Annotated in this window: 19 protein-coding genes and 1 riboswitch; of the genes, 10 read left to right on the top strand and 9 right to left on the bottom strand. The window is 36.0% G+C overall.

Annotated features, from left to right (window positions below):
- Positions 1–196 precede the first annotated feature (196 nt).
- From ABH966_RS21590 to ABH966_RS21580, 3 genes are all read left to right on the top strand, one after another.
- Entirely contained in the window at positions 197–310 is a 114-nt protein-coding gene (locus ABH966_RS21590) for a DUF3953 domain-containing protein (RefSeq protein WP_370082013.1), read from the top strand.
- A 219-nt stretch (positions 311–529) separates the two neighbouring features.
- Entirely contained in the window at positions 530–1,081 is a 552-nt protein-coding gene (locus tag ABH966_RS21585; RefSeq protein ID WP_370082011.1) for a GNAT family N-acetyltransferase, read from the top strand.
- Between the two features lie 253 nt (positions 1,082–1,334).
- Positions 1,335–2,048 carry an MraY family glycosyltransferase gene (locus tag ABH966_RS21580; protein WP_370082009.1) on the top strand — a complete coding sequence of 238 codons (714 nt, stop codon included), beginning with the start codon at positions 1,335–1,337 and terminating at the stop codon, positions 2,046–2,048.
- A gap of 282 nt (positions 2,049–2,330) precedes the next feature.
- Here the strand turns inward: ABH966_RS21580 and ABH966_RS21575 are convergent, their stop codons facing one another.
- Together ABH966_RS21575 and ABH966_RS21570 are read right to left on the bottom strand one after the other, a co-directional pair.
- Entirely contained in the window at positions 2,331–2,639 is a 309-nt protein-coding gene (locus ABH966_RS21575) for a hypothetical protein (RefSeq protein ID WP_370082007.1), read from the bottom strand.
- Positions 2,640–2,729: 90 nt separating this feature from the next.
- On the bottom strand, positions 2,730–3,110 hold the full coding sequence (locus ABH966_RS21570; protein WP_370082005.1) for a DUF7668 domain-containing protein: 381 nt from the start codon (positions 3,108–3,110) through the stop codon (positions 2,730–2,732).
- A 293-nt stretch (positions 3,111–3,403) separates the two neighbouring features.
- On the opposite strand from ABH966_RS21570, the gene ABH966_RS21565 reads away from it, so the two are divergent.
- Positions 3,404–4,621, top strand: coding sequence for a transglutaminase domain-containing protein (locus ABH966_RS21565; protein ID WP_370082003.1), 1,218 nt, complete (start codon positions 3,404–3,406; stop codon positions 4,619–4,621).
- 80 nt (positions 4,622–4,701) lie between these two features.
- Here the strand turns inward: ABH966_RS21565 and ABH966_RS21560 are convergent, their stop codons facing one another.
- The 4 genes from ABH966_RS21560 to ytzI form a co-directional block, all read right to left on the bottom strand.
- The gene (locus ABH966_RS21560; protein WP_370082001.1) at positions 4,702–5,706 is read right to left on the bottom strand and encodes a metal ABC transporter solute-binding protein, Zn/Mn family; all 1,005 of its coding nucleotides are present in this window, start codon (positions 5,704–5,706) and stop codon (positions 4,702–4,704) included.
- A gap of 109 nt (positions 5,707–5,815) precedes the next feature.
- Positions 5,816–6,049 carry a membrane protein insertion efficiency factor YidD gene (gene yidD / locus ABH966_RS21555; RefSeq protein ID WP_053485074.1) on the bottom strand — a complete coding sequence of 78 codons (234 nt, stop codon included), beginning with the start codon at positions 6,047–6,049 and terminating at the stop codon, positions 5,816–5,818.
- Positions 6,046–6,207 carry a hypothetical protein gene (locus tag ABH966_RS21550; RefSeq protein WP_370081999.1) on the bottom strand — a complete coding sequence of 54 codons (162 nt, stop codon included), beginning with the start codon at positions 6,205–6,207 and terminating at the stop codon, positions 6,046–6,048. The genes yidD and ABH966_RS21550 overlap by 4 nt, the downstream gene beginning before the upstream one ends.
- A gap of 69 nt (positions 6,208–6,276) precedes the next feature.
- Positions 6,277–6,423, bottom strand: coding sequence for a YtzI protein (ytzI, locus tag ABH966_RS21545; protein WP_370081997.1), 147 nt, complete (start codon positions 6,421–6,423; stop codon positions 6,277–6,279).
- A 135-nt stretch (positions 6,424–6,558) separates the two neighbouring features.
- Here ytzI and ABH966_RS21540 point away from each other — a divergent pair, with 135 nt between their 5' ends.
- From ABH966_RS21540 to ABH966_RS21525, 4 genes are all read left to right on the top strand, one after another.
- Positions 6,559–6,876 carry a transposase gene (locus ABH966_RS21540; RefSeq protein ID WP_370081996.1) on the top strand — a complete coding sequence of 106 codons (318 nt, stop codon included), beginning with the start codon at positions 6,559–6,561 and terminating at the stop codon, positions 6,874–6,876.
- A gap of 334 nt (positions 6,877–7,210) precedes the next feature.
- On the top strand, positions 7,211–7,675 hold the full coding sequence (locus ABH966_RS21535; RefSeq protein ID WP_370081994.1) for an NUDIX domain-containing protein: 465 nt from the start codon (positions 7,211–7,213) through the stop codon (positions 7,673–7,675).
- Positions 7,659–8,435: an alpha/beta hydrolase family protein gene (locus tag ABH966_RS21530; protein ID WP_370082037.1), complete on the top strand. Its 777-nt coding sequence runs from the start codon at positions 7,659–7,661 to the stop codon at positions 8,433–8,435. Before ABH966_RS21535 ends, ABH966_RS21530 begins: the two co-directional genes overlap by 17 nt.
- A 29-nt stretch (positions 8,436–8,464) precedes the next feature.
- Positions 8,465–9,469, top strand: a complete 1,005-nt coding sequence (locus ABH966_RS21525; RefSeq protein ID WP_370081992.1) for an MBL fold metallo-hydrolase — start codon at positions 8,465–8,467, stop codon at positions 9,467–9,469.
- A 201-nt stretch (positions 9,470–9,670) separates the two neighbouring features.
- Here the strand turns inward: ABH966_RS21525 and ABH966_RS21520 are convergent, their stop codons facing one another.
- A complete protein-coding gene (locus ABH966_RS21520) occupies positions 9,671–10,627 on the bottom strand; it encodes an alpha/beta hydrolase (protein WP_370081990.1) in 957 nt (318 codons plus the stop codon).
- 616 nt (positions 10,628–11,243) lie between these two features.
- Positions 11,244–12,830 carry a phosphoenolpyruvate carboxykinase (ATP) gene (pckA, locus tag ABH966_RS21515; RefSeq protein ID WP_370081988.1) on the bottom strand — a complete coding sequence of 529 codons (1,587 nt, stop codon included), beginning with the start codon at positions 12,828–12,830 and terminating at the stop codon, positions 11,244–11,246.
- A 772-nt stretch (positions 12,831–13,602) separates the two neighbouring features.
- A riboswitch (SAM riboswitch) is annotated at positions 13,603–13,722 on the top strand.
- 360 nt (positions 13,723–14,082) lie between these two features.
- On the opposite strand from pckA, the gene metK reads away from it, so the two are divergent.
- Positions 14,083–15,279, top strand: coding sequence for a methionine adenosyltransferase (metK, locus tag ABH966_RS21510; protein ID WP_132364592.1), 1,197 nt, complete (start codon positions 14,083–14,085; stop codon positions 15,277–15,279).
- Between the two features lie 158 nt (positions 15,280–15,437).
- Here the strand turns inward: metK and ABH966_RS21505 are convergent, their stop codons facing one another.
- On the bottom strand, positions 15,438–15,956 hold the full coding sequence (locus ABH966_RS21505) for a gamma carbonic anhydrase (protein ID WP_370081986.1): 519 nt from the start codon (positions 15,954–15,956) through the stop codon (positions 15,438–15,440).
- Positions 15,957–16,092: 136 nt separating this feature from the next.
- Here ABH966_RS21505 and ABH966_RS21500 point away from each other — a divergent pair, with 136 nt between their 5' ends.
- Positions 16,093–16,899: an alpha/beta hydrolase gene (locus tag ABH966_RS21500; protein ID WP_370081984.1), complete on the top strand. Its 807-nt coding sequence runs from the start codon at positions 16,093–16,095 to the stop codon at positions 16,897–16,899.
- Positions 16,900–17,020: the final 121 nt, after the last annotated feature.

Below are 17,020 nucleotides of genomic sequence, written 5' to 3'. Positions count from 1 at the left end.
TTCGCTTTCGCACAGATAAACCATTTGTTGCTGACGCTTCGTATTTGCGCAGAGCAAAGCTTCCTGGGGATGTCAGATGAGCTACTTGGGCCAACAGATGTTTTTTGCTCGGAAGCGTAGTGCTAACGTAGCAGCAGGCAATATAAATGGAGGAAGTTGCTTGATGCTCTCCAACGCAGAATAGCGAGTAGCGTCAATGGGGTTAGTGATAGGTATTTCTGAATTAAAAGTAAATCCAAGAATGAGTGCAATAATAACTTTCCTTGAATCTGCGTTTGCTCTTTTAGTTTGCTTCTATATTTCTAACTAGCAAGGGCGTTGACCAAGAAAGATTAATGCTCTCTTTTATTGAATTTTGATCAGGTTAACAAAATTTATTTAATCGAAATTGGTTAAATGATACAATAATAACATTACAAGGAAAGGTGTGATAAAGATGAAACACATTCATTTCAACAAGGTGATTGAAAAGTAGAGGGAATCTTCTTTTCAATCAATGAATTTAAAAATTATTGAAAAGAGGAATTGTATGTATAAAGATAACGAATTAATAATCCGTCCAATTGAGAAGCAAGACTTATCGAAACTATGGGAGTTAATTTATAAAGAAGATGCACCAGAATGGAAGAAATGGGATGCACCTTACTTTCCGCATAAATCCATTACGTTTGGAAAATTCATGGAAACTGCACCAACATGGGTTGGTAAAGAGAATATGTGGGTTATCACAGTAGATGAAGTCGTATGTGGGATTGTTTCTTATTATTTTGAAGATGAACAAGGTGTCTGGTTGGAATTAGGTATTGTTATACACGAAGGTCAAAATTGGAATAAAGGAATAGGGACTCGTTCTCTAAAACTTTGGCTTAATCATATATTTAATTCATTACCACTTGTCAGAGTAGGTTTAACTACTTGGTCAGGGAATGATAGAATGATCCGGGTTGGAGAGAAATTAGGTATGCAAATGGAAGCTCGTATCAGAAAAGTACGCTTTTATGAAGACAATTATTATGATTCTATTCGTATGGGCATTTTAAGAGAAGAATGGGAAGCATTAAAACCTGCTTTGGAAATTTAAGTAAACAAGAGTTGGCTTAACAACTGTTGTTTTATTAAATATGATTGTGAAAGTTTGCACTTAAAGTAACGGGGGTTTTACTTGAAGATCATTGAGTTGCATATGCAGCTCTTTTTTTCTTTATTGAACTAACGAAGCAGTTTAGTTCAATAAGCATCACTATTGTATTTAGTTATTTTTCCATATGTTGTATAATTTGGGTAGTAATATTTAACTTTTAGTATTTTTAATAAATTATTTCGGGAGGTAAAACTTGTTATATTTAGCTTTATTAATTGGCATCGTTTCAATTGTAATTACAGATAAGCTTACGCAAGCTTTTAAATTATCAAGCATTTGGGGGATGATTGGTCAAATTTGTGCATCACTTGTAATAATAATGGTCGGCAAACTTGAGGTTAGTGATATTAATCTAGGTAATCACTTTGAATTAGGATATTTGACGATTCCGTTTACGTTATTATGTCTTGTAGGTTTTACAAATGTAATGAATATAGAAAAAGTGCAAAATCCTTCAATATTGCTGTTGCCATTCGTTTCTTTAGTTTGTTTCTCAATGGCTGCTTTCGTCATAGGCCATTCATTTGTTTTAATAACGGGAATTTGTGCCAGTTTAACGATTATGTTTATTCTGCTATACGGCTATTTTTCAGGTAAAGCATTTGTAGGAAGAACTCTTGCTACGTCAATAGGCTTCGTAATAGCAGTACTTTCAATATCCCTTATTAAAATATCTATTATAACAATTTATATTCCGATATTTACTTTAGCGATACCACTCACTTTATATTATTTTATTAAAGATAAATTTACGAGTATACAATTAATTACAGTTAGCACTTTAACAGCTATGTTATTTGGTGTATTAATGTTCATAGTTCCTTTTCATATAATGTGGTATCTCGTTGTTGGGTTAACGATTATTTTGGTCATCACGCAATTTTCACGTAAATATCGCTTTATTTAGAAACTAAAGTTCTTTTTAAACTCCCATGAAAGAATTTAATCATCTTTCATTTTCTGTGGTGTAGCGCTGGTTTTTGCGCTACATGGATGGCGAACGGGTGCTTTACTTCAAGATAAGATGGGATTCCACAGAGGTTTCACCTTGTTCTTATTCAACTAACGGTGCAGGTTAGTTGAATAGCAATTAGGTGTGATTGGAAGAATTGTCGATGATATAAAAAAGACACCGAAGTGTCTTATGTATTTTCAAATTAAGCTTATGGACAACTTGGAATTTGAAGGGTTAATCATAATAGTGAAATTCAAAACCGTCTTCTGGTTCGCCAATTTCATATCCCAATAATTTTGTAGCTCTATTCTTAAATAATGCAATCCATTCATTCCATTCTTCTGATGGTAATTTAGCATAGAATTGTAATCCACTTGATTCAATACTTACTTCTATCAATTTACCATCTGAACCATACCACTGTGGAAAGCCGTTTACAAAGTTGTTCCAGTTAGGCATTTCTCTATATAAACACTCCAACTTATCCCAAACTTCTTGTGGGGCAGAATAATGAATATTCAAATTAATGTTGTATATTTCCATATGTTCTCCTTTTCATATTTAGATTTATAAGTTGTTAATTCTTGATTTTATTCGCTAATTCAACCAAAAGTCGAACTTCTGAATCTTGTTTTACTGTGGGTCAACTGTGATAAAAACACTTTTTAATCCATCATCCGTATATAAAAACTCCATTTGTAAACACATATCTGCCAATTTTGAATTTGAAGTTAAATCATAATCAACAGCAAATCCACTGTTATCATTGAATTCATAGAAGTTGATTTGTGAATATTCGTATTTTGGGTGGAAATTACATGGAGCGCCAAATTCATCAAATGAATCAAATCTATTTAAGTTTAATGTTTCTTGGACATAATAGAATAACTCACCAATATCATCCACTTCAGATTCATCCACATAATTTAAAATGTTTTCATATTCTTTACTGTGCATTACTTTTAATATATTAGTAATAACAGTTAAAGCATATTGTTTATCTTCACTTTTCATATTGAACCTCCAAATTCTAATTTGTCTTTCTATTCAACTGTATAATATCATACAATTTGTGAGAAAATTCACTTAAACTAACAGGGCATTAATTGAATAAGTATTATAAAAAGCCTGTATCAATGATTACTTTGTAATCAACGATACAGGCTTTCTAATTGTCCTTATATATTTCGTTTCAAAGAAGCCTTCTTTATTCGTTTTAAGAGTAAACTTTTAGGATTAAATTAATCATTCATTAACATAATAAGAAATGACAGGCATAAACTAGTTAATAAAGGAGAAAGACTCATATGAGAAAATATATATATAATGTTGTCATTATATTATTTGTTCTACAAATGAGTCATGTGCAAGTATTCGCAAACTATGAACAAAAGAATATCGCAACGGCCAATACAATAGAAACACTACAACATCTAATTCAAAAACAAGTCATGCAATTATCTACTGAATTTGATATTCGTTATACTGGTAATACGTCGGAAATAAAAGATGAACTATCAGAGCTTATTAAACATGCTATTCAAGATCCATATATTTACGCCAATATTTCTAGTTTTAAATGGAAATATGATGGCTATGCCAATAATATTGTCATTAGTTTTGAGTTTACCTATCATATTTCACAGGAAGAGGAGGCATTTGTAGAACAGACTTTGACGAATATTATTACACCTATGCATGGATTAAGTGAATTGCAGAAAATACAGGCTGCACATGATTTTATCGTTCTAACTGCTGAATATTCGAAGGAAACGAAAGGAAGTCAGTATTCTCCCTACACATTGCTTACTGAGAACAAGGGAGTTTGTCAGGCATATGCTCTAGTGCTTTATCGAATGCTAGAGAAGCTAGGCTTTGAGGTACAATATGTACCAGGAAAAGTAGGGGAACAACTACACGCCTGGGTCTTAGTGAAGCTTGATGATGAATGGTATCATATCGATGTTACATGGGATGATCCATTGCCTGATCGTAAGGGTGAGGTCCGTTATAATTATTTTTTAGTGTCTGATCGCCAATTAGCTCAGGATCACTCTTGGGACTACACGAGTTTCCCAGCCGCTACAAGTGAAGCCTATTTTGATTTGCAAAAAACGGATAAGGTTGAAGTTCTTACAAAACCAATACTGGATGGTCAATTTACCTTTGATAAAGGGCTTTCCATTTTAAGTAAAAATAAACAAACAGTAAAACAATTAATAGAACAGCCTAGATTGCTTTTAAAAGGTAATAAAAGCGATAATTCTGTTCAGGTGTATTTAAATGAATGGGAACCAATTATTTTAGAAAGTATAATAGCCCAAATAAAGGATAATGGAAAGATAAAACAAAACGCTATCCATAAGAAAAAAGGGCTAATTAGTATTTATAGAGCGGGAAAACGAATGCCACAAGAAAAGTACGTCATAATAAAGGAGGTGCCCCATACTATGTTCGGGGCACCTCCTTACTCATTTATTTGTGTTCGTTTAACTTCTTTCAGCGGGTGTCCAAACACCCACTGAAAGAAGTTAAAGCCTCCGGCGGATGTCACGGAATCGGAAAGGAGCTCTTTGTGCAAGCACAAAGCCGATTCCGGACGCAATTATTCCGAGGAATAATTGATTGCAGTATTTAAAGTTTTAATATTTCTCTTCATAAGGGTGAAGTATGTTTCATTATTCTTTACATCATCTGCTGTTAAAACACTTAAATTATGCAAGACGAGAGACTCTGCTCCAACCTCTTTTTGGATAACTTCAGCTAATTTAGAAGAGACATTTTGCTCGAATAAAATGTAGTGAATATGCAATTTATTTGCTTTATCAACAATCGCCGTAAGTTCTTTTTGAGAAGGCTCATTTTGTGAGTTTAAACCGGCTATTGGAACTTGCTTTAAGCCGTATTGTCCTGCGATATAGCCAAATGCTGCATGAGATACGAAGAACGTTTTCTCTTGCGCTTTATCAGCCATAGCTTTAAATTCATTGTCTAAATCTTGTAGTTCTTTTACCAATGCCTCGTAGTTAGCTGTAAATGTAGATTCTTGTTCTGGCATTTTTTCAACTAGAGTGTTTTTTATGGAAAGTGCTAAGTCTTGACTGATAGTTGGAGATAGCCAAACATGTGGATCTACATTACCGTGATCATGGTCATCATGTCCGTGTCCGTCTTCATCTTCGTGATCATGATGTGCTTCCTCTTCATCATCATGTGAGTGACCTGTACTCATAGCTAATTTTTCATCTGTAACCTGATCTGCAGTTGCTACCATTGTTACATCTTCATTAGCTAGAGTCTTTTTGGCATTTTCAACAAAGCCTTCGAGTCCTAAGCCTATATAGAAAAATATATCGGCATCTGCTAATTTCATCATATCTTTTTGTGTTGGCTCAAATGTGTGCTCATTGGCGCCAGCAGGATAAATAGAAGAAACCTCTACAAAATCGCCACCAATTCGTTGTGCAAAATAACTTAATGGATAGACAGTTGTGTAAATTGTTAATTTATCCTTTGTCTCTGACTGTTTGGATGTAGCTGATTTATTCCCACAGGCAGCAGTGAATAGGGCAAGGACTGTAACTAAAAATAACAAAAATACTTTTTTCATCTTATAGCATACCTCTTTCAAATAGTAATCATTACGATTTATTTTTTAGAACAGTTTCTATAATAACGCACATCTGATAAAAGCACAAGAAAAAAATGACCCTCGAAAATTAATTCTTTTTCGAAGGCCATTTTTCAGGTACTGGATCAAAGCCACCTGGATGGAATGGCTGGCATTTTGATATACGTTTAATCGTTAAATAGAATCCTTTAATGGCACCGTGTTTTTGAAAAGCTTCAAGTCCATAGGAGGAGCATGTAGGATGGAAGCGACAGGATGGCGGTGTCATGGGTGATATAAATTTTCTGTAAAACTTAATGAGCCATATAAAGGGATATTTCATATTTTCTTGTCCTCTTGTTGAGCGTTAATTTGCTTAGGCTTAGCATCGATAGTTTGTGTAAAGAAATTGCCTTTTTTCTTCAACAAGACAATGACAGAAACGCCAAACATAAGCATCATCATTGCGATCATAATGATTATTGGTAATGGTACTCCCATTGTGTTCACTCCAAATTCTATTTTTAATAATATTATAAAAGAATGTCTTAAAAAAATGTACAAATTGAACTAGTCATCATCTTTATGAAAGCTTTGCTGTGGTTTTTCATCGACTGTATGTTTAAAAGCATACGCACGATTGACACTTAAAATAGTCGCAATCGTTACTAATACTACGATGATTGCTGCTACAACTAAGAGTGTGATTAAACTCATGGCATTCACTCCGTTCCTTATTCATACTTCCTATTATAAATTAGATAATCCTACTTAGTTGTGAAGGAAGTTTGACATTCCAGCGAATAAAACAGTCCTTTTACCACCATACTATGGTAAAAGGAGTGTTTTGTGATGGAGCGTCAGCGTGTATATTTTTCACTAGCCAATAGAACGTATTATACAAATCCATATGCAGGACAGTGGAACTTTGAACTCAACGTAGATCGCCAAGCATTAGATGTCTTTGAAAAGATTTTTCAGCAAATGCAAATGTTGGAAATCGCGAATGCGTGGCGTGCGCAATTGCCATATATACAGTATCATCTTGATAGAGAAAATGATGAAATTGATTTGCGCTTAAAAAAAATCTATGCATTAGTTCATGAGTATGGGGATGCGGATACGAAGGCATTTGTTGAACAACTTCCATATTTCAATAAACGTGTCTAAAGGTAGAGGGTCACTGAAAAACATCAGTGACTCTTTTTTATATGAATGAAAGCTAATTTCTCATGGGTCTTAAGAGAAGAGCTCGTGTTTATTAGTAGACAGTAAAAAAATCCAATTCAGGACGCTATTATTGTTCGCAATCGAATGAACAGAGTATTGGATGTGGTATTACTTCTTGTAAAAAAACACCTATCGCACCGCTTAATAGAAGTTTATATTAGTGATTTTATCTGTTGATTATAGATACATGAATACTCTATAGTGAAATAAAAGATCATCACCGTAACGCTGATTCGACTCAGTGTATGAAATATAGAAAAAGGAGTTGAAGAGCATGTTTACATTTACAGATTTAAATGGTTTTCAAGTGGATTTAAGTTTTAAAAGAGGCGAATTGGACACTGAGCCTAAGCATGTACTTGTTTTATTAAAACATGAAAATAAATGGTTATGTACGATTCATAAACGACGTGGTGTCGAGGTTCCAGGTGGAAAGCAAGAACCTGGGGAAACATTGGAGCAGGCAGCAATTAGGGAAGTATTCGAGGAGACTGGTGTTCATGTAAAAAACCTTAGATGGTTTGCAGAATACGCCGTTCATGATGACATCTTATTTTGTAAAACGGTCTTTACTGCGCAGTTTGCGGGGCAGGAGGACATTGAATTTGATTTAGAAACTTCAGGGATGACTTGGCTTACGGATGAAGAATTTGCTCATCATCCAAATTTAAGCTTTCATATGAAGGATGCAGGAATGCAGAAAATGCTGGAGGAGTTGAAGCATTATGACCAATGGTAAGATCGTTAGAAAACGTCCTTATCCTTCGCCTAATCCAGCTATTCGTTTAACGGAAATCACGTATATGTCACAGGGTCTATGTGTGAAGGGATTACTAGCGGAGCCTAAGGCAGAAGGTACATATGATGGCTTTTTATATTTACGGGGAGGCATGCAAAGCATTGGCATGGTTAGACCTTCGCGTGTCGCACAGTTTGCAGCTCAAGGCTTTATCGTTTTTGCTCCATATTACCGTGGCAATCGAGGTGGAGAAGGACGAGATGAGTTTGCAGGAGCGGATCGTTATGATGCTGTATACGCAGTAGACGTGCTAAAACAGTTTTGTAATGATAATATTCATGTCTTTGGTTTTTCACGTGGTGGTATTATGGCGCTTTGGACTGCTATCTTACGTAGAGATATTACATCTGTTGTGACATGGGCAGGAGTATCTGATGCAACAGCTACATATTGGGAGCGGACAGATATGCGCAGGATGATGAAGCGGGTTATTGGAGGGACGCCTAATCGTGTACCAGATGCTTATGATGCTCGAACACCACTTTTCGAGATAGAGCACATTACGGCTCCAGTACTTATTATTCATGGCTATCGTGATGAAAATGTAGATATTGAACATGCGAGACAATTAGAATTTTATTTAAAGGATGCTAATAAAAGATATGATACATGGTATGATCTTCGTTATGCTCATCAGTATCCACCGGCCAAAAATAGAGAAACAGTACATGCACTTTGCGAGTGGATGAAACGTCAATAAAACATTATGTTTTGAGAGGAGAGTATTGTTTGAAATACATAATAAGTAAAAGACGCAAGATTATTGTAGGATTAGTATTTAAGATAATCGCTTCTACTTTTGTTTATTATAAGTTTTTAACACCTTCAGCAGATGTTCAACAATACAAGGAATATTACGCTTCGAAAACAAAGCAAAAAGCATTAAAACAAGGTCAGATAAAGGTCACGTTTTTAGGAACATCATCTTTATTATTTGATGATGGCAACACACAATTATTGATTGATGGTTTTATTTCTAGACCGCCCTTATTAAAAATATTGCCTTTCAGTACTGTAAAAACTGATGCAGATGCTGTAAATAAAGCCTTAGAAAAAATAGGAATTGATAATAATAAGCTTCAGGGATTATTTATTGCTCACACACATTATGATCATGCGTTAGATTTAGCTTATATCGCTAAACAAACTGGTACACATGTATATGGTTCAGAATCAGCAATTAATATAGGACTTGGTAATGGTATAAATATGAAACAGATGTCTGTATATGAAGTAAATAAGGCTATGCAGTTTGGTGATTTTAGTGTCACTGTCCTTCGATCAAAACATTCACCAACCTTTGACGAAGGAGAAAAAATTAAAGAACCACTTAAACAACCAGCAAAAGCTCTAGATTATCATGAAGATTCTTCATACGATTTCGTAATTACGCATCATAATAAAACGTTCTTTGTTAAGCCAAGTGCTAACTATATAGATGGGGCATTAGATGACATTCGAGCTGATGTATTATTTTTAGGAATTGGAGTATTAGGGGCTCAGGATCAAGATTTTCAAAACATGTATTATGAGCAAACCGTGCGGAAAGTACAACCTAAACTTATTATTCCAATACATTGGGACAATTTCAACAAACCTTTAACAGATACTCTGGAAGCATTGCCTAAATTTGCAGATAACACCAAAAAAGGATTTGATTTTATCATTCAGAGGACAAAAGCAGATAAAATTGATTTACAAATACTTCAAGGTTTCCAAAGCATTTATTTCTAAAAGTTGCAGGGGAATGGATACAAATTTCAGATTTAGAGAGTTTACTCCGTTTTGATTAACACTTTTTCAAAAAGGAGTTTTTTTATTCGAAGACTGTTCAGGTAGACTGAAGAATCGCTCGGGCCAGGTGAAAACTGCTCAGGTAGACAAAAAACGTTCAGGTGCTTTATGGCTGGCACCTGAACGGTAGAAAAAAGACATTTAGTCTATATATTTTGCTAAAAAGTTATTAATAGTTTTCCAATAAGCGTCTCCAGCAACGCTTTCTGCACCGCTATGTCCGGCACCTTCAACTATAAATTTCTCCTTCGGTACATTGGCAGCCTCATATACTTCATCTAGCATATCAGATGGAACAAATGTATCATTACTTCCGTGAATGAATAGCATCGGTGTTTTCGATTTCGCTACTTGCTTGACGCTATTAGCTTCACCAAGCGTATAGTCAGCTTTTAACTTCGTTACAATTGAAGAAAACTGCATAATGGGAAATTCAGGTAAATTAAAGATTGCTTGCAATTGATAGGAGAATTCATCCCAAACTGAGGAATAACCACAATCCTCAATAATAGCCTTAACATTGCCAGGTAGATCCTCTCCTGAGGCCATCATCACTGTAGCACCTCCCATGGAAACACCATACAAAACAATTTCAGCGTTTTTATCAGAACTGATAACATTATTAATCCAAGAGACTACATCAAGTCGATCATGCCAACCCATACCGATATAGTCACCCTCACTTTTTCCATGAGCCCTTGCATCAGGTACGATAACATTGTAGCCTGTATCATAAAAATGCTTAGCATACTTTGTCATTTGTGAGCCATCAGATGAATATCCATGGAAAACAATTGCCCATTTATTTGTGTTGTTTGTATTTTTAAGTGTATAGGCATGTAATTTTAAATCATCGAAAGACTGTATATAAGAGTCCTTGTAATTTTCTTTAAACCACTTTTCGCTCTCTTCTTTTTCTTTAATATCCTTAGGACTGACAACAATAGAATTTTGTGGAGCATTAAACACATCTGATTTATCAGTATTAGGATTTAAGGCGAAGTTATAAAAATAATTCCCTGCAAAAAATCCAGCCACAACAAACAATACTAATAGCAGACTGACAATGGTAATAATCACTTTATATTTTCTTTTCATATATATCCCCCTAAAACTACTATTATGAATTATACACAAAGTTACTAATATGAAAAATAGAATTCTATAAAATAGGGGAGATAAAAAAGGGAACGACTCTAATCGTTCCCTTTGCATGTTGTTAAAATACATGAAATTAAGGTGTCTTAAAGTATGGCTCTTCGGCAAAACGAGGGAGTTGATTTCCGTTCCGACTGAGCGCTTTGCCGCTGACGCTTCGCTTTCGCACAGAAATAAAACATTTGCCGCTGACGCTTCGCTTTCGCGCAGAGCAGAGCTTCCTGGGGGCGTCCGATGAGCCGCTGCTCGCTCCAGGGTCTCGGGCCAACACGAGGTTGGTCACGAAGGCGTTATCACAGGACGTGATGATTTTAGCCTTCGTTCCTCTAATACTGATTCCCAAGGAGTCGCCCAGTCTCCACTCCAATCAATCACTCCACTCGGCATGTATCTTCTGGCGTGCCACTTTAATTTATGGTGATAAAACGATACTGTTCTGTGTGCGAGTAACCTAGAATGGAAATCACCCTCATTTAAAGGGCTAGTATATTCACAAATATTTTCTCTTTCAACACAAAAAAGGGAACGACTGAAATCGTTCCCTTTGCTTAATGAATTATTTTAATGGACCGCCAAGTTTAGTGATAGCTTCAGAAACATTTGAGAATTTCTTGAAGTTTTCGTTGAATAAACCAGCAAGTTCAGAAGCTTTTTTATCATAAGCAGCTTTATCTGCCCATGCATCACGAGGATTAAGCACTTCAGTTGGTACACCTTCAATAGAAGTTGGAATGTTTAAACCGAATACTGAATCTTGAATTGTTTCAACATTAGCTAATTTGCCGTCAATTGCAGCACGTACCATTGTACGAGTGTAAGAAAGCTTCATACGGCTACCAGTTCCGTATTCGCCACCAGTCCAACCAGTGTTCACTAAGTATACTTGTGCACCGTGCTCGTCAATTTTTTGACCTAACATTTCAGCATAAACTGTTGCTGGAAGTGGAAGGAATGGAGAACCGAAGCAAGTTGAGAATACTGGTTCTGGCTCCGTTACACCACGTTCTGTACCAGCAAGTTTAGATGTGAAACCGCTTAGGAAGTGGTACATTGCTTGCTCTTTTGTTAATTTACTGATTGGAGGTAATACACCAAATGCATCAGCTGTTAAGAAGATGATTGTTTTTGGGTGACCTGCAACAGATGGATCAACAATATTTTCAATGTATTGAATTGGATAAGCTACACGCGTATTTTCTGTTAATGAACCATCATCATAGTCACAAACTCGAGTTTCTGGATCAACAGCTACGTTTTCTAGTACAGAACCGAAGCGGATTGCGTTGTAGATTTCTGGTTCTTTTTCAGCAGAAAGGTTAATTGTTTTTGCATAGCAACCGCCCTCAATGTTGAATACACCGTTATCAGACCAACCATGTTCATCGTCACCGATAAGCTTACGATCAGGATCAGCTGATAAAGTTGTTTTACCAGTACCAGATAAACCGAAGAATAATGCAACATCACCAGCTTCACCAACGTTTGCTGAGCAATGCATTGAAAGGATGCCTTGTTGTGGTAACAAGTAGTTCATAATACCAAAAATAGATTTTTTGATTTCACCAGCGTATTCAGTACCACCGATTAGGATAATTTTCTTTTCAAGTGATACAATGATGAATGTTTCAGAAGCAGTGCCATCAATAGCAGGATCTGCTTTAAAGTTAGGAGCTGAAATAACTGTGAAGTCAGCAACATGAGAAGCTAATTCTTCTTTAGTTGGACGGATAAATAATTGATGGGCGAAAAGATTGTGCCAAGCATATTCATTGATTACTTGGATGCTTAATTGCGAATCTTTGTCAGCACCAGCAAAGCCTTTGAATACGAATAATTCGTCACGTTCTTTTAAATATTTTACTACTTTTACATATAAGTTATCGAACACTTCAGAAGAAATTGGTCGGTTAACTTTGCCCCAGTCAATTTTATCCTTTGTGCTATCTTCTTCTACCGTATATTTATCTTTAGGTGAACGACCAGTGTATTTGCCAGTTTCTGCACGAACTGCGCCATCTACTGTTAACATAGCTTCACCACGAGAAGTAGCCTTTTCAGCTAATTGTGGTACTGAAAGTTGAACATTAATGTTACCGCCGCTTAATAATTCCTTCAGTTCGTTTGCAATTTCTACTGAATTCATCGATTAAATACCATCCTTTTTTATAGTATTCCCTAGAGTTTGAGGGAGATTTTCTTAATTTCAAAAATAGTATAACACAATTGCTTAAATAATCTATACTAATTCAGAAATTATTTTTCAGATTTTATTACTTTTCAAGAAAACGACAAAAAGTAAATTGATTTGTTTTGATAATGCTTTTTACCCTATTTATAATAAGTGATCACACATTCACTTTCGACACAGCAAAAATTGTGTTTGGAAGCTTTGGGCTAACATGGGGTTCGCACAGGATGTGAAGTTTTAGCTTGCTTTTTATTAGTTGGAGCTTGTCTTCGACTGAAAAGGGGCTACAATCATATTCATCCACCACATGTTCTGTAGCTAACGCTTTGCTTTTGCTACAAAATGTGCTGTAAAGGGTTACACATATGTTAACACATGATGTAAGGTGGAGAGTAGGGATTATTTTGTTTTAAATTACAGTATAATCCAAATTTGTTTCTATATAAATCCCATACTTTCTTTATAAGAATACAATCAATTATGTCTTGGCATAATTGTAACTGTCGCTTTACTTTCGCTACAGATAAACAATGCGTCCGGAATCTGCTTTGTGCTTGGGCCTGACAATGTTTTTTGCGCGAAAGTGTAGCGTCAGCAAAGGGTTTTAGTCTGTGCGAAAGCGAAGCGACAGCAACAGCAACAGCACGATGTTGGACACCCGCTGAAAGAAGTTAAAAATATTTGACAATGTTCGACCTTTTACGTATTATGAGATATTGAACGGATACTCTTATCCCGAGCTGGTGGAGGGTCAGGCCCTGTGAAACCCGGCAACCTGCATGAACTATTTCACGACATGCGCTGGTGCCAATCTGATGCAAGGGGAAACTCCCTTGAACGATAAGAGTGAAAGGTTACGAAGTCATTATTCCTTTCCTCATGTTAAGTAAGCGTGAGAAAAGGATTTTTTTATTGTTAAAAACGAATTAAAGGTAAGTATACAGTCCTTTCCTTATTATAATGACGGATCTTTCAAAAATCCTCGTGTTAAAAGCAGCAGCTGTTTATTTGTGCGGAAGCGTAGTGACAGCAACAACTGTTTTACTGTGCGAAAGTGCAATGACAGCAACAAATGTTTACTGTGCGAAAGTGCAACGACAGCAACAACGGCTTGAGAGTTCAATCCTTAGGGGCGAACTTGACATGGGTAATGAGTACCGTATTAATTCGCAAATATTATTTGTAAAAGTAATAGGAGGAAAATCAAATGACAAACCGTCGACTGTTTACATCAGAAAGTGTAACAGAAGGACATCCAGACAAAATTTGTGACCAAATCTCGGATGCCATTTTAGATGCTATTTTAGCAGAAGATCCAAACGCGCGTGTAGCGTGTGAAACAACAGTAACAACAGGCTTAGCATTAGTAGCAGGAGAAATTACTACTTCTACTTATGTAGATATTAAAGGTATCGTTCGTGATACTGTAGCAGAAATCGGTTATACACGTGGGAAATACGGCTTTGATGCTGAAAACCTAGCAGTTCTTGTTGCTATTGGCGAGCAATCACCTGATATTGCTCAAGGTGTTGACCAAGCATTAGAGGCGCGTGAAGGCTCTATGACAGACGCTGACATTGAAGCAATTGGCGCAGGTGACCAAGGTTTAATGTTCGGTTATGCATGTAACGAAACGCCAGAGCTTATGCCATTACCAATTAGTTTAGCGCATAAATTAGCTCGTCGTTTAACGGAAGTACGTAAATCTGGTGAACTAGCATATTTACGTCCAGATGGAAAAACGCAAGTAACGGTTGAATATGATGAAAACAATGTACCAGTACGCGTTGATACGATTGTAATTTCAACACAGCATGATGAAGAAGCTACACTTGAGCAAATTCAAGCAGACTTAAAAGAATTCGTTATTGCTCCAGTTGTTCCAAGTGAATTACTAGATGCCGATACTAAATATTTCATCAACCCAACTGGCCGATTCGTAATTGGTGGTCCTAAAGGGGATGCTGGTCTAACTGGACGTAAAATCATCGTTGATACATACGGTGGCTATGCACGTCATGGTGGAGGTGCTTTCTCAGGTAAGGACGCAACTAAGGTAGACCGTTCAGCGGCATATGCAGCACGCTATGTGGCAAAAAATATCGTAGCAGCTGGTTTAGCTGATCGAGCTGAAGTACAACTAGCTTATGCGATTGGTGTTGCTCAACCTGTATCTATTGCAGTTGATACATTTGGAACAGGAAAAGTTACGGAAAGTGAAATTGTAAAATGGGTACGCGAGCTATTCGATCTACGCCCAGCGGGGATTATTAAAATGCTAAACCTTCGTCGTCCTATTTATAAGCAAACTGCCGCATATGGCCACTTCGGTCGTACAGATTTAAATGTACCTTGGGAACAAACAGACAAAGCTGACGCATTAAAAGAAAAAGCAGGTTTATAAACTATTCAGCTAAAGCAATGAAGTAGCTGGGGAAATATTTTAAAATACTATTACAGAAAGGGGCTTAACATTAATTTAGCCCCTTTCGCTGTTTTTTAACGAAAAAAATAAGCTCCTATATTGCTCGGTTGCCCAAGCAATCGTGGAGCTGCTTTACATTAATTTTTTGGTTGAAGAGATTTATAGTATTGACCCTTTTCTACATATTCACGTATGATGCGTTCCATATCTTCTTTATCTTCATCGTTTAATTCTCTTACAACCTTTGCAGGACGGCCTAGTGCTAAACTATTTGGAGGAATGACTTTGCCTGGAGGTACTAGACTACCCGCCCCAATGAATGCACCCTCTCCAATCTCCGCTCCGTCTAATACTATAGAGCCCATACCTATTAAGGCTTTTTTTCGAATCGTACAACTATGTAAAGTTACTTGATGTCCAACTGTTACTTCATCTTCAATAATTAGTGGATATTTGGGGCTTTGATGTAAGCAACAGAGGTCTTGAATACTAACTCTTTTTCCTATAATTGTTGGTGATACATCTCCTCGAATAACTGTGTTAAACCAAATTGTTGTTTCAGCACCTATTGTAACGTCGCCGGTAACGGTTGCATAATCAGCAATAAAAACAGAAGGGTCAATATTGGGTTTTTTACCTTTAAATAGATAGATCATGAGGATCGCCTCTTTTCTTTCTTTGATGTAATATTATCGTATCAAATACGCAACTTGATGGAAATATAAAATTAAAATGATCAAGATATTACGATATAATCATTGTGTAATTATTTTTTTAGGAGGACTATGTGAAATGTGGAAATGGGAAGCTGATGGACAAGCAAAGGCTGTGGTTGCTATTCTTCATGGTGCATATGAAAATCACCGTTGGTATGCATGGCTTATAGAAAAACTTAGATTGGAAGGCTTCCACATAGTCATGGGGGATTTACCTAATCATGGAGTAAATGTAGGATATTCAAGTGTTCACGATGAGGATTTTAAAGAATACAACAAATATACAAGGCATTTAATCGAGAATGCTTTTTCGTATAATTTACCTGTCTTTTTAATAGGACATGGACTTGGTGCGACTCTATTACTACATACCATGCAAAAAAGAAAATATGAATGTGCAGGAATTATTTTAACTTCACCTTGGCTTCATTTAAATCTATTGCCAGGTAAACTATCAAATGCTTTAACTAGTTTAAGTGCCCTGACTGCCAATGTGAAGCTGACCCATGAAATTACATTAGAATCACTAACGCGCAGTATAGAAGGTAGAGATGAGATGAAGGATGAGGTTCCTTTTTCATCCGTTGTTTCAGTGAAATGGTATCGCGAGCTACAACAAATGATGCGCAATTTAGTGTTATTGCCGAAGGCTGAATTCCCTAATATGCCTATGTTAGTTATGACAGCTGAAAAAGATAATATTACTGAAACCAAACAAACACGGAATTGGCTTTATCAGATGGAATTTACAGAGTTTCAATTCAAAGAATGGGCAAACTGTTATCATAATCTATTTCATGAAGTAGAGCGTGACGAGATTTTTGTTTATATACGTGATTTTATTAATAATGCTCTTCGAAGAATTGGCTATATAATTGAATAGTGAATTACCTCTCCAATTAACTAGAAAATTACTAACTTTTTGTTACTTGAATATAATGTTGTAATTTTCAGAAAAGTGTAATACTATAATGACTTAAAGTAATATTTTTTCACATTGGAGG

The sequence above is a fragment of the Lysinibacillus sp. RC46 genome, assembly GCF_041262385.1.
Lineage (GTDB): Bacteria > Bacillota > Bacilli > Bacillales_A > Planococcaceae > Lysinibacillus.
This window is presented reverse-complemented; position numbering and strand designations above follow the sequence as displayed.

Excerpts from the sequence above, each read along its gene's own strand:
- ABH966_RS21520 (WP_370081990.1), bottom strand. The coding sequence starts at position 10,627 with ATGAAAAGAAAATATAAAGTGATTATTACCATTGTCAGTCTGCTATTA.
- ABH966_RS21565 (WP_370082003.1), top strand. The coding sequence starts at position 3,404 with ATGAGAAAATATATATATAATGTTGTCATTATATTATTTGTTCTACAA.
- ABH966_RS21575 (WP_370082007.1), bottom strand. The coding sequence starts at position 2,639 with ATGGAAATATACAACATTAATTTGAATATTCATTATTCTGCCCCACAA.
- metK (WP_132364592.1), top strand. The coding sequence starts at position 14,083 with ATGACAAACCGTCGACTGTTTACATCAGAAAGTGTAACAGAAGGACAT.
- ABH966_RS21570 (WP_370082005.1), bottom strand. The coding sequence starts at position 3,110 with ATGAAAAGTGAAGATAAACAATATGCTTTAACTGTTATTACTAATATA.
- ABH966_RS21560 (WP_370082001.1), bottom strand. The coding sequence starts at position 5,706 with ATGAAAAAAGTATTTTTGTTATTTTTAGTTACAGTCCTTGCCCTATTC.
- ABH966_RS21505 (WP_370081986.1), bottom strand. The coding sequence starts at position 15,956 with ATGATCTATCTATTTAAAGGTAAAAAACCCAATATTGACCCTTCTGTT.
- ytzI (WP_370081997.1), bottom strand. The coding sequence starts at position 6,423 with ATGAGTTTAATCACACTCTTAGTTGTAGCAGCAATCATCGTAGTATTA.
- ABH966_RS21590 (WP_370082013.1), top strand. The coding sequence starts at position 197 with ATGGGGTTAGTGATAGGTATTTCTGAATTAAAAGTAAATCCAAGAATG.
- ABH966_RS21550 (WP_370081999.1), bottom strand. The coding sequence starts at position 6,207 with ATGGGAGTACCATTACCAATAATCATTATGATCGCAATGATGATGCTT.
- ABH966_RS21500 (WP_370081984.1), top strand. The coding sequence starts at position 16,093 with ATGTGGAAATGGGAAGCTGATGGACAAGCAAAGGCTGTGGTTGCTATT.
- ABH966_RS21585 (WP_370082011.1), top strand. The coding sequence starts at position 530 with ATGTATAAAGATAACGAATTAATAATCCGTCCAATTGAGAAGCAAGAC.
- pckA (WP_370081988.1), bottom strand. The coding sequence starts at position 12,830 with ATGAATTCAGTAGAAATTGCAAACGAACTGAAGGAATTATTAAGCGGC.
- ABH966_RS21540 (WP_370081996.1), top strand. The coding sequence starts at position 6,559 with ATGGAGCGTCAGCGTGTATATTTTTCACTAGCCAATAGAACGTATTAT.
- yidD (WP_053485074.1), bottom strand. The coding sequence starts at position 6,049 with ATGAAATATCCCTTTATATGGCTCATTAAGTTTTACAGAAAATTTATA.
- ABH966_RS21535 (WP_370081994.1), top strand. The coding sequence starts at position 7,211 with ATGTTTACATTTACAGATTTAAATGGTTTTCAAGTGGATTTAAGTTTT.